The 11,495-nt window shown below is 41.7% G+C and carries 12 protein-coding genes; 8 read left to right on the plus strand and 4 right to left on the minus strand.

Going from position 1 to position 11,495, the window contains the following annotated elements; all coding sequences use genetic code 11:
- The first annotated feature begins 222 nt into the window (after positions 1-222).
- The 6 genes from NSQ26_RS05010 to NSQ26_RS05035 all read left to right on the plus strand — a co-directional run bounded on the left by NSQ26_RS05010 (position 223) and on the right by NSQ26_RS05035 (position 6,950).
- On the plus strand, positions 223-1,701 hold the full coding sequence (locus tag NSQ26_RS05010; RefSeq protein ID WP_499719477.1) for a protein adenylyltransferase SelO: 1,479 nt from the start codon (positions 223-225) through the stop codon (positions 1,699-1,701).
- Between the two features lie 16 nt (positions 1,702-1,717).
- The gene (locus tag NSQ26_RS05015) at positions 1,718-2,413 is read left to right on the plus strand and encodes a response regulator transcription factor (protein ID WP_499719478.1); all 696 of its coding nucleotides are present in this window, start codon (positions 1,718-1,720) and stop codon (positions 2,411-2,413) included.
- Positions 2,406-3,410 (plus strand): sensor histidine kinase, encoded by a 1,005-nt coding sequence (locus tag NSQ26_RS05020; protein ID WP_499719480.1) that lies wholly within the window; start codon positions 2,406-2,408, stop codon positions 3,408-3,410. The genes NSQ26_RS05015 and NSQ26_RS05020 overlap by 8 nt, the downstream gene beginning before the upstream one ends.
- 102 nt (positions 3,411-3,512) lie before the next feature.
- Positions 3,513-4,274, plus strand: a complete 762-nt coding sequence (locus NSQ26_RS05025) for an ABC transporter ATP-binding protein (RefSeq protein ID WP_499719482.1) — start codon at positions 3,513-3,515, stop codon at positions 4,272-4,274.
- Entirely contained in the window at positions 4,264-6,216 is a 1,953-nt protein-coding gene (locus tag NSQ26_RS05030) for an FtsX-like permease family protein (RefSeq protein WP_499719484.1), read from the plus strand. The genes NSQ26_RS05025 and NSQ26_RS05030 overlap by 11 nt, the downstream gene beginning before the upstream one ends.
- Positions 6,217-6,488: 272 nt before the next feature.
- Positions 6,489-6,950, plus strand: coding sequence for a cysteine dioxygenase (locus NSQ26_RS05035; protein WP_176763793.1), 462 nt, complete (start codon positions 6,489-6,491; stop codon positions 6,948-6,950).
- Between the two features lie 178 nt (positions 6,951-7,128).
- Here NSQ26_RS05035 and NSQ26_RS05040 read toward each other — a convergent pair whose 3' ends face one another.
- From NSQ26_RS05040 to NSQ26_RS05055, 4 genes are all read right to left on the minus strand, one after another.
- The gene (locus NSQ26_RS05040) at positions 7,129-7,878 is read right to left on the minus strand and encodes a polysaccharide deacetylase family protein (RefSeq protein ID WP_499719486.1); all 750 of its coding nucleotides are present in this window, start codon (positions 7,876-7,878) and stop codon (positions 7,129-7,131) included.
- Between the two features lie 192 nt (positions 7,879-8,070).
- Entirely contained in the window at positions 8,071-8,865 is a 795-nt protein-coding gene (locus NSQ26_RS05045; protein ID WP_499719487.1) for a DUF4097 family beta strand repeat-containing protein, read from the minus strand.
- Positions 8,852-9,418 (minus strand): DUF1700 domain-containing protein, encoded by a 567-nt coding sequence (locus NSQ26_RS05050; RefSeq protein WP_499719489.1) that lies wholly within the window; start codon positions 9,416-9,418, stop codon positions 8,852-8,854. Before NSQ26_RS05050 ends, NSQ26_RS05045 begins: the two co-directional genes overlap by 14 nt.
- Positions 9,411-9,737: a PadR family transcriptional regulator gene (locus NSQ26_RS05055; protein WP_090775054.1), complete on the minus strand. Its 327-nt coding sequence runs from the start codon at positions 9,735-9,737 to the stop codon at positions 9,411-9,413. The genes NSQ26_RS05050 and NSQ26_RS05055 overlap by 8 nt, the downstream gene beginning before the upstream one ends.
- Positions 9,738-10,183: 446 nt before the next feature.
- Here NSQ26_RS05055 and NSQ26_RS05060 point away from each other — a divergent pair, with 446 nt between their 5' ends.
- A complete protein-coding gene (locus tag NSQ26_RS05060; RefSeq protein ID WP_499719491.1) occupies positions 10,184-10,957 on the plus strand; it encodes a M15 family metallopeptidase in 774 nt (257 codons plus the stop codon).
- Between the two features lie 94 nt (positions 10,958-11,051).
- The gene (locus tag NSQ26_RS05065) at positions 11,052-11,465 is read left to right on the plus strand and encodes a CoA-binding protein (RefSeq protein WP_499719986.1); all 414 of its coding nucleotides are present in this window, start codon (positions 11,052-11,054) and stop codon (positions 11,463-11,465) included.
- The last annotated feature ends 30 nt before the right edge of the window (positions 11,466-11,495 follow it).

Below are 11,495 nucleotides of genomic sequence, written 5' to 3' on the forward strand. Positions count from 1 at the left end.
ACTCGCGACCGTGGGTGTGTTACGAGCACCTGCGGTCTTTATCATCATACGCTATATGTAATTTAAGTATACATGCAGTGTGTGAAGTGCGTCAAGTCTATACTAGTTGAAGAGAGCCAAGCAGGATAAGATCCTTCTTGGCAGTTTTCTGTTATTTTGTGGGGTGCAAGTGGTATACTAACGATACATGAAAACGGATTTCCTCAGAAAAAGGAGACTGATATGACAGAAAGAAGGAAGATGACGGAAGCAGGCTGGAATTTTGATAATAGTTATGCACGATTACCACATTTGTTGTTTGAAAAAGTTGATCCGACCCCTGTAAAGGCGCCAAAACTTGTCGCGTTCAATGAATCGTTGGCGACATCACTTGGATTGAACAAGGAAGCCTTACAGCATCAGGCTGGTGCCGAAATTTTTGCGGGCAATACGCTTCCGCAAGGTGCCGTGCCACTTGCACAAGCGTACGCCGGGCATCAATTTGGCCATTTGACGATGCTAGGTGATGGGCGCGCAATCTTACTTGGTGAGCAAATGACGCCGGCAGGAGAACGGGTGGATGTTCAACTAAAAGGAGCAGGGCGAACACCTTATTCGCGACGAGGAGATGGTCGGGCAACGCTTGGGCCGATGTTACGCGAATATATTATTAGTGAAGCGATGCACGCGCTGGGCATTCCGACGACGCGGAGTTTGGCTGTCGTAACAACGGGTGAAGATGTCATGCGGGAAGCGATGTTACCGGGGGCGGTGCTTACCCGGGTGGCGCAAAGTCATTTACGGGTCGGAACGTTTCAGTTTGTCGCACAAGTTGGCACAATCGATGACTTACGCACACTTGCAGATTATGCATTGACGCGGCATTTCCCAGAAATTGAAGCAGCGGATGAACAACGCTATCTCGCTTTATTACAAGCGGTGTGCAAGCGCCAAGCAGCGCTTATTGCGAAATGGCAGCTTGTAGGCTTTATTCATGGTGTCATGAACACTGATAACATGACAATTAGTGGCGAGACCATTGACTATGGACCGTGCGCGTTCATGGACACGTATGACTCAGCGATGGTGTTTAGTTCGATTGATGTGCATGGGCGTTATGCGTACGGGAACCAACCGCAAATTGGCGCGTGGAACCTCGCTCGTTTTGCGGAGACGCTGTTGCCATTGTTACATGAAGATCAGGATGAAGCAGTCAAGCGCGCTGAAGCTGAGATTTCCCGTTATGCCGAAGCGTTTGAAGCGCAGTGGCTCACTGGAATGAGGGCGAAGCTTGGTTTATTACGTGAAGAAAAAGAAGACCGGGCACTGATCAACGAGTTGCTTACCCTTATGCAAAAACATAAAGCCGACTTTACAAATACATTTCGTGCGTTAACATTAGACGACGTAAACGAAGCAAACTTGGATAACCAGCCGGCATTCAAAGAATGGCACGTGCGTTGGCAAGCACGGTTAGAGAGAGAGCAAGCGCCGGCCGCTAATATTCAACGCTTAATGAAGCGAAGCAACCCCGCGATCATTCCACGTAATCACCAAGTTGAAGCAGCGCTCACGGCAGCGGTTGAAGACGGTCATATGGAAGTAATGACGCAGTTACTAGCCGTACTTGCTACGCCTTTTGCGTACACGTGTGAAAAAACTGCATATATTGCACCACCGCTGGCTACGGCATCACCGTATCGAACATTTTGTGGAACGTAAGGGTAGGGGAAAGCAAATGTTTAAAATTTTTCTAGTTGAAGATGACGTGACGTTGTTTAGTGAAATAAAAGAACGCCTTTTGCAATGGTCTTATGAAGTGTATGGCGTAACCGATTTTGAAAAAGTGATTGAGGAATATACAGCGATTCGACCAGACTTAGTCATTATTGATATTCAGTTGCCAAAGTTTGATGGTTTCCATTGGTGCCGCATGATTCGTCAACACTCAAATGTACCAATCATTTTTCTCTCTTCTCGTGACCATCCGACAGATATGGTTATGTCGATGCAACTTGGGGCGGACGACTTTGTCCAGAAACCGTTTTATTTTGATGTCCTCATTGCTAAGATTCAAGCAATCCTTCGCCGTGTCTATAATTACAGTACTGAACAAACGCAATTAAAAACGTGGTGCGGTGCAACCATTGATTACGAGAATAACACGGTCAGTAATGAGCACGGCATGATTGCGTTGTCTAAAAACGAATTTTTTATATTAAAACGGTTGATTGAACGGAAAAATAAAATTGTCTCCCGTGAACAATTGATTAAAAGTTTATGGGAGGACGAGCGTTTTATTAGCGATAATACATTGACGGTCAATGTCAATCGTCTAAGGAAACGGTTGGACGAGCTTAATTTAGGGTCATACATTGAGACGAAGGTAGGTCAAGGGTATATGGCGAAGGAAGAAGGAAATAGCGGTGATTAAAACCTATTTAAAAGAACGACGTAGTTGGATTCTCACCATCTTCTTTTTGCAGTTTTTTACGGTTTTTATTGCTTATTTAGATCAAGCCATTCCATTGGCACCCATTTTCTATAGTGTTTTTTTAGCAACAGTCATTTTCCTCATTTTTTTAGTGCTACGCTACAAAAAAGAAACGCGTTTTTATCGGGAAATAGCGGAATGGGACAAAGGGTTAGATGTGACAAGCCTTGCTGCGGCGGAGAGTCCATTTGAAAAAGTGATTGAAGAGACGATTGTCAAACAAACCGGCCTGCTCCAAGACGAAGCGCGTCATCATCGAGAACTGTTGACACAAGAAAAAGATGATCTTCTGGCGTGGATACATGAGATGAAAACACCTTTAACTGCAATGCACTTAATCATTGACCGCGTTGAAGACGAAACCATCAAAAGTCAGCTTACCTATGAATGGCTACGTATCCACTTGTTATTGGATCAACAGCTACACCAAAAGCGGATTCCTTTTATTGAAAACGACCTTTACGTAGAGTCAGTCGATGTAGAAGATGTGCTTTACCAAGAGATTAAAACATTGCAGTCTTGGTGTATTCAAAAGCAGGTTGGTTTTGACTTACAGTTGCATGTAAAAAACGTTGTAACGGACGCAAAGTGGTTATCATTTATTTTAAGGCAGCTGTTGTCTAATGCAGTCAAGTATAGTGATGGTGCTGATATTATGATTAAAAGTGACATCGTGGCTGAGAAGGTGGTCATTCAAATCATAGATTGTGGCAGAGGGATTGATTCAAAAGACCTCCCACGTATTTTTGAGAAAGGTTTTACTTCGACAAAAAATCACCAAGAGCATGCGGCGACAGGAATGGGGCTATATTTAGCTGAGCGTGTCGCAAAACCATTGTTGATTCACATGGATGTGACGTCACAAGTCGATCAAGGCACGACTGTGACATTAACCTTTCCAAAAGAGAACGAATTTGTCCGTATGCTCGGCATGTGACAACAATGTCACATGTTTTTGTCTGTTTGTTCGTTGATTCGCAGGAAAAAGGAGTGAAATCACTTTATCATAAAGGTAAGTTAATAAAAGGAGTGAAACAACATGGCAATATTAGAAGCAACGAACATTCTCAAAAGTTATGGAACAAAATTAAACAAGCAAGACGTATTGAAAGGTATTGACATTCGAGTGGAAAAGGGCGAATTCGTCAGTATTATGGGGGCGTCTGGCTCAGGAAAGACGACATTATTAAACGTGTTGTCCTCCATTGACACACTCAGCAGTGGTTCAATTAAAATTGAAGGCCAGGAAATGACGGAGCTGAAAGAAAAGGAATTAGCAACTTTCCGGAAAAAACATCTAGGATTTATCTTTCAAGACTATAACTTGCTTGATACATTAACAGTGAAAGAGAATATTCTGCTTCCGCTGTCCATTACAAAGTTACCAAGAAAAGTTGCCGCGGAAAGGTTTGAACAAGTGGCAAAGGAGCTTGGCATTTATGACATCAAAGACAAATACCCAAACGAAATTTCCGGTGGACAAAAGCAGCGCTCCTCGGCTGCACGCGCGTTCATCCATGAGCCAAGCATTATTTTTGCCGATGAGCCTACAGGCGCGCTCGATTCAAAATCTGCTTCAGACTTATTAGGGAAACTAGAGCAACTAAATGAGAAATTGGCATCAACCATCGTCATGGTGACACACGATCCAGTTGCTGCCAGCTATTGCAGTCGTATCGTCTTTATCCAAGATGGACAAATATACACACAGATTCATAAGGGAGAGGAAACAAGACAAACGTTTTTCAAAGATATTATGAAGACGCAAGCGGTGTTAGGCGGGGTGTCTCATGACCGTTAACGAGCTAATCATACAGAATTTCAAGAAAAACTTGAAGAACTATTATTTGTACGTTTTTACCCTCATGTTTAGTGTTGCGCTTTATTTCTCTTTTGTGACCTTGCAATATGACCCGGCGATGGAATCACTTCAAGAAGGGGCGAAAGGTTCAGCTGGAATGAAAGCTGCCTCTGTATTGCTCATCGTTATTGTCGCAACGTTCCTAATGTACGCAAACAATATTTTCATTAAGCGTCGTAGTAAAGAAATTGGTTTATTCCAGTTAATTGGGATGACGAAGGGGAAAGTGTTCCGGATATTGAGCGCGGAAAACTGTATACTTTATTTTGGATCACTTGCGATCGGCGTCTTCCTCGGTTTTGCGATTTCTAAACTGATGATGATGATCTTGTTTAAAGTGACAGCGATAGACGCCGTTGCTACACTCTCGTTTTCATTTCCAGCGCTTATTCAGACGATCTTTGTCTTTTCATTCATTTATGTACTCATATTGTTTGTAAACTATCTCTTTGTGAAACGACAAACGATTTTGTCGCTCTTCCGCGTTATTTCATCATCAGAAGCGCGCGTAAAAAGAGTCTCGTGGATTGAAATCATCATCGGTATTCTTGGGATTATTTCCATTCTTGTTGGGTACGCTGTATCATCAATCATGTTTGATGATACATTAATGGAGCTATTATTTCCCGTGATGCTCTTCATTCTTGGATCGGTTATTACTGGAACATACTTGTTTTATAAAGGGTCTGTGACGTTTCTTTTTAACCTCGTTCGTAAAAAGAAAAATGGTCATCTAGGAATTCAGGACGTGATGTCGTTATCATCTATTATGTTCCGGATGAAGTCAAATGCACTCATGCTCACAATTATTACGACGATTTCAGGCCTTGCCATCGGGTTGCTGTCGCTAAGCTATATCTCTTATTATTCAGCAGAAAAAGATGCTCAGAAATTTGTCCCGAATGATTTTTCGTTTGTGGACGTGGCGGATGCAGATCAGTTTAAAGAGACATTAAACGCTCATGCGATTGGCTATGATGATGTAAACTATGATATTGTTCGGTTAGAAGTGAATGTAGCCGATATTCTCGATGGGTCTGCCCCAAGTTTGGGAGACGTTTCAGACACCCAATTTTTGTCCGTGGTCAGTGATGCAGTGATAGATGATATGGACATAGGTGCAGAAGAAGCAATTTTGACAGGTTATGATGACATGGTTCAGTTGGCGCTACCACTTCAAGACAAAGGTTCAATTAAATTGCACGGAAAAGAAGAGACGTTTGCTTTAAATTATACCGGGTTGCGAAAAGAGTATATCATTTCTGCTTATTTCACAAGAAATAGTCCGACGGTCATTGTCGACGATACGATATTTGAGAAATTAATGCACGACATTGATCCTGAATTACAGTCTGAATCGTCCACTTATGTAGGGATTGATATAAAAGATGAAAAACAGTTAGAAGAAGCAACCGTTTTACTCCATGAGATGCCTTTTATGAGTGAAAGTGATGCTGACACTTATCCTCCTGACGTCCAAGTGGAAGTAGAGAAGATGAGAAAACAATCATCTGGGCTTATATTGTTTGTCGTCGGTTTCCTCGGTCTCACCTTCCTCATGACATCAGGCTGTATCCTTTACTTTAAACAAATGGATGAAAGTGAGGATGAAAAAGGAAGTTACACGATTTTACGTAAACTAGGATTTACGCAAGGTGATTTGCTTAAAGGGATTAAAGTGAAGCAGGCGTTCTGTTTCGGTATTCCTTTACTTTTAGGGCTAAGCCATAGCTATTTTGCGGTGAAATCTGGATGGTTCTTATTTGGGACAGAGCTATGGACACCAATGATTGTTGTTATGGGTATTTACGCCACCCTTTATTCAATCTTTGCAATTTTAGCAGTGATGTACTGTAAGAAAGTGATAAAAGAAGCGCTGTAACATTGTGTCTGATGAGCCTTTCATGGGCTCATCAGTTTTTTGTTATAATGAATTTGTTTGCAAGCAGTGGTTTACAGGTATCGAACGTCATTTCAGAAGCTGTTTGAGGGTCCAGTTCATAATTTGGAAGCGTTTTCATTGACGGTGAATGAAAGAGCGTTTACACTAGAAGATATTGCTGGAAAGCATGAGCGTGTAAAGTTAGAGGAAGTGCAACTGTCGGCAAGCAAACACGTCTTTCCAATTATCGATTCATGAAAGGATGTTTGATGATGGCTCTTTTGCAAACGCTTCAATCTTTACAAGTGTCGTCTCACCAAGATCTCATTCGTATTATAAAGACACTCGATTTGTCAGTCGAAAAGATCGCGCATTATAGGAAAAGTCCAGATGAAATGGAATATGGTAGAAATGTCATTTACAAGACGGATGAGCTAGAAGTGCTCGTCCTGCATTTTCCCCCGTTAACAAAGACGCCTGTTCATGATCATGGACGATCGAGTGGGTGTGTTTATATTGTTGAAGGGCAGTTGCAAAATGTGTTGTACCGCTCTGATTGTTGCGATGCATCCCTGATGTATGATCGGACAGAAGATTTTAGGCAAGGAGAGATGGTTCCCGTGCACAACGACATGATTCATATGATGCAAAATGTGACGATGTCACCGGTGACGACGTTCCATATTTATTCGCCGCCCCTTGAGGAAGGGAGGGTTTATTCTCCTGATATGTAGGTAGAGCCTTGCAATGATACAATTGGTTGGTAATAAAACAAGGAGAGAAATGACTGTGCGTAGTCATTTCTCTCCTTTAAAAGTTCCCGTAATTTCTCATCATCTTTATATATTTTTTCAAATAAGAAGACAATCTCCCACAAAAAAATAAATATTACATATTTACAGTTATTTTTACTTATGATTTCTTCATATAATATGGTCCCACATCAGCACCTGTTTCTAAAGATAGCAGCTCAGATACCGTCACAAATTTATATCCTTTTTCTTTCAATGCTACGAGTAAGTCAGGCAACGCTTCCGCGGTTGCCGATTGAATGTCATGCATGAGAACAATGGCGCCGTCATGGACTTGTTTTAACACTTCTTTTTTCACAGTTTTAGCATCACCTTTCCAATCATATGAATCGACAGACCATAGGATTGAGGGCATGTTCATACCTTGAAAGACATTTAACATCTCGTCGTTATATGCACCATAAGGTGGACGAATCGTTTCAGGTTGTTTTCCTGTGGCTTCTATTATTGCATCATTTGTTTGTTCAATCTCTTTTTTCGTTTCTTTCAGTTCTATTTTGGTCATATCTGTGTGGCTTGCGGAGTGGTTGCCGACTTCATGTCCAGCATCAGCAACGGCTTTCGCTAGATCAGGGTGTTTTGACACGTTATCTCCGAGCATATAAAACGTCGCTGGAATATTAAATTCGGCTAATGTGTCAAGGACGGATGGCGTCAATTGTGGATGCGGACCGTCATCAAATGTTAGTGCGATATATTTTTCATCTGAATCGGGCTTAGTTGAGTGAGTGATATTGTCTATCATATTACTCGCCGTCGTATCGCCTGCAAAAAGCTTCAGGGCCCACACACTTGTTGCAAACAAGGTGATCATGATTGTTAGTACGATGAATAAATTTTTCTTCCTCATCTTTTTGGTTCCCCCTCGGATATGAATCTCTTTTTCTACAATACGTATATCGCTCTTTAAACGTCATTGTAGAGATCCCTATTGTATCATGCTCATAATACAGTTCAAGCAAAAAACCTTTCCAAAATATAGAAACAAAAAAAGATGACTGCAAAGGGGATAAGCAGTCATCTTTTTTGTTGAAGGTGGAGATTATTGTCCTACCAAAATGTCACCATTGACGGTGTCTAGTTGAATTGTGTGTTCTCCATCACCAAATATTTTCGCTGACGTATCAAGATTAAAAAGTGTCACGTCCCCATGTGTGACAGAAGTGGTGATATTTGCATTGGTTGGTTCTGTATCTACCGCCACAGTAATATCCCCATTGACGGTGGAGAGATCAACGTTGCGATCTAAATGACTCGCTGTAAGAAGAAGGTCTCCATTCGTTGTTTTGCCTGTAATGTTTTCGGTCGCATCATGAATGTTTTCTATGATAATGTCCCCGTTTGTAGATGTAGCGGCAATCGACGCGCTCTTCATGTTTGTGACGACAACATCTCCGTTTTTTGTTTGCGCACTAAAAACGTTGGCATCGAGGTCTTGAACATGAACGGTGCCATTGTTGCTGTTGACTTTTATTGATTCATATTGCTTTTCGGGCAAATAGATGGTGATGGCATAAGAAGTCGAAAATAAGTTGAACCACTTGCGGTTTTGATCGGTTACTTTCATTTCTAAAATGTCATGACGGACTTGAGAGGAAAGCGTATAGTTTTGCTCGTTACCTGATATCACAATCTTCGCTTGCTCCTCTGTGGTCGGCAGGACATCAATTTTGGCGTTGTCCGTTGTCAGATCAATTGCGTGAAAAGATGTATCATCAATAACGGTTTCTTCTGTTGTCCAAGCATTGTTGACTTTGCTAAAAGTGACTACACCGCCGATAAGCCCGATAACGAGCAGAAGACTAGCGATAAGTGTTAGCTTTTTAATGATTGTCATGGATAAGCCCTCCTTTTACAAGCCGTGCATTAAATTTTAAGTAACGAACGAACCACTTGCTCAATATTCGTGTCACATAAAACATGCCAAGTGCGATAAAGATGCCGAGCCCACAAAGGGCAATGGAAGCGAACAGTTCAAACATCGTAAAAGAAGGTGCATAAAGGATGGTTTGTATGAGCCAAAGGAACGGTGAAGCGATAAAGGATACAGCAACAACCCAACCAGCGAATATCATCGAGACTAGGCCAATAAAAGGACCAAGGACGATGACAAGGTTAAAAAAGCCTAAACCAATAATTGCCCACATCGCACGAAACACGTTTCCGGGTGTCGCTTTTGTTCCTGCTTGTTCTAAATGATAGGAGGCCATCGCGTCTTTGGCGATTTGTCTTGGTGAGCCGAGTGCTGCTGCAATTTCCGCTTCTTTTTTTCCTTCGGCTAAGCCAATCGCAAAATGTTCTTCAAAGTCTTGTAACATGTCTTCACGTTCGTCTGCAGGCAGTCGTTTTAAAGAGATATTTAGTTGTTGGAGAAATTCCTTCTTAGTCAATTTGATCACCTTCATTCATGAGTAATTGATTCACACCCGTCGTGAATGCTTCCCATTCACATAGGAGTTTATGCAACTGGTCTTTCCCGCTATCGGTTAGTGCATAGTATTTACGGGAAGGTCCTTCTGATGACTCTTTCAAGTACGTTGTAAAGTAACCGTCCTTTGTGAGTCGTCTTAACAATGGATACACAGACCCTTCCGAAATGTGAATTTGAGCAGAGATTTTTTGCACAAGTTCGTATCCGTAATGATCTTGTTTGTTTAATAAAACGAGGACGCATAGTTCTAACACGCCTTTTTTGAATTGTACATTCACGGTTTAAAACACTCCTTTCATACGGAAGGTAACTACTGTTTATTGTATGATACCTTGCTATGGATTATTATAACGCATAGTTCTATATTATGCAAGGTAGTGTGTAATGTGCATACTTTGCAGGAAAAATCAGCATATCAACAAGTGCTTGACGGTGAATATCTGCAGATAAGATATGGTTCACCACATTTCTAAACACTTTTATACAATTTTCCGCTTGAAATGTATTAAGCGTATGATACAATCGGTGTATGAAGCGCACAATACAGTTGTGTTTCTATGGTGACTTTCACAGGAAATAGATGAGGGGGATTAACAAATGCAAAAAAATTATTGACGATGTTCATCATCTGAAAGAGAATTTGTAACACCGTAAAAGGGGAATTTTAGTAAAGGCTTCGTATTTATTACATCATTTTATATGGGAAAGTTAGGTGATTGATATTATGAACAAATTGATATGTACAAGTATGTTGACTGTCGTCCTTTTATCAGCTTGTGGGTCAGGAGCAGCACCTGCACCGCAGCCAAATGGGGAAATACCAAAGAAGCGACAAGAAGTAAGAAGTGAGGCTCCTAAAGGGAATGATGGAGAGGACCTGATGCTTGAGGCAGCTTTTTTTACAAAAGTGACGGAAGTAGATGGAGAGCTTGTGATTGAAAACCCAGAAAACATGGTTGTCAAAGTGAATCAAGAAGCACGATTACCTAAAGATTATCAACCGGACGATCTCGTTAAAGTGGATGTCCCATCTATATATGAAGAAGAAGAGGGTCATTTATTGCGTGAGGAAGCAGCTCGGGCGCTAGAACAATTGTTTGCTGCGGCTGAAGGAGAGCACCACCAGTTGTATGCCGTTTCTGGATTTCGTACTTTTGCTAGTCAAAAAGAGTTGTATGATCGAGAGGTAGAAAAACAAGGGAAAGATCAGGATCTTGCTGCGGTACCAGGGCATAGTGAACATCAGACAGGTTTGGCAATTGATATTGCCACAAACGGTCCAACCGCAGGATTCGGCAGTAGTCCAGAAGGGATATGGGTGGCAGAAAACGCACATCACTACGGTTTTGTCATTCGTTATCCAGAAGGAAAAGAAGAGATTACAGGTTACCGGTATGAGCCATGGCATTTGCGCTACGTTGGTGAAAAGGTCGCGAATGACTTGATTAAATATGACTATACGTTGGAGGAATATTTTAAACACGTAACAAAAAAATAAGCGCAGAATTTGCTTTATAAATCTCCTTCTTGACAGCGCCTACGTGTATTCGCTACACTGAAACACAAGAAAAAGATGGTAGAGAGGGGCACGTATCATGATACAAAATCCGTCAGATACACGAATCAAAGAGATTTTAGCGACGAAAAAACGAATTGCGGTTGTCGGTCTTTCCGATAATCCTGAACGTACGTCTTATATGGTTTCAGAAGCAATGCAAAAGAACGGGTATACGATTATTCCTGTTAATCCCAGAGTGGATGAAGTGTTAGGGGCGCGTGCGTACCCGTCTTTAACAGCGATTGATGTGCCAGTTGACATGGTAAATGTTTTTCGAAGAAGCGAGTTTTTGCCTGAGATTGCCAAAGAAACGGTCGAAGCGGGTATTGACACATTTTGGGCACAACTTGGCGTCGCAAATGAAGAAGCGTATCGTTATTTGCAAGAAAACGGCGTTGAAGTCATTATGGATCGCTGCATCAAAGTGGAGCATGCAAAATTTAAATGAGCAGTTGAAGGCTTTCTCACCGTAGGAAGT

The sequence above is a fragment of the Bacillus sp. FSL W7-1360 genome, assembly GCF_038592975.1.
Classification (GTDB): Bacteria; Bacillota; Bacilli; order Bacillales; family Bacillaceae_D; genus Shouchella; species Shouchella lonarensis.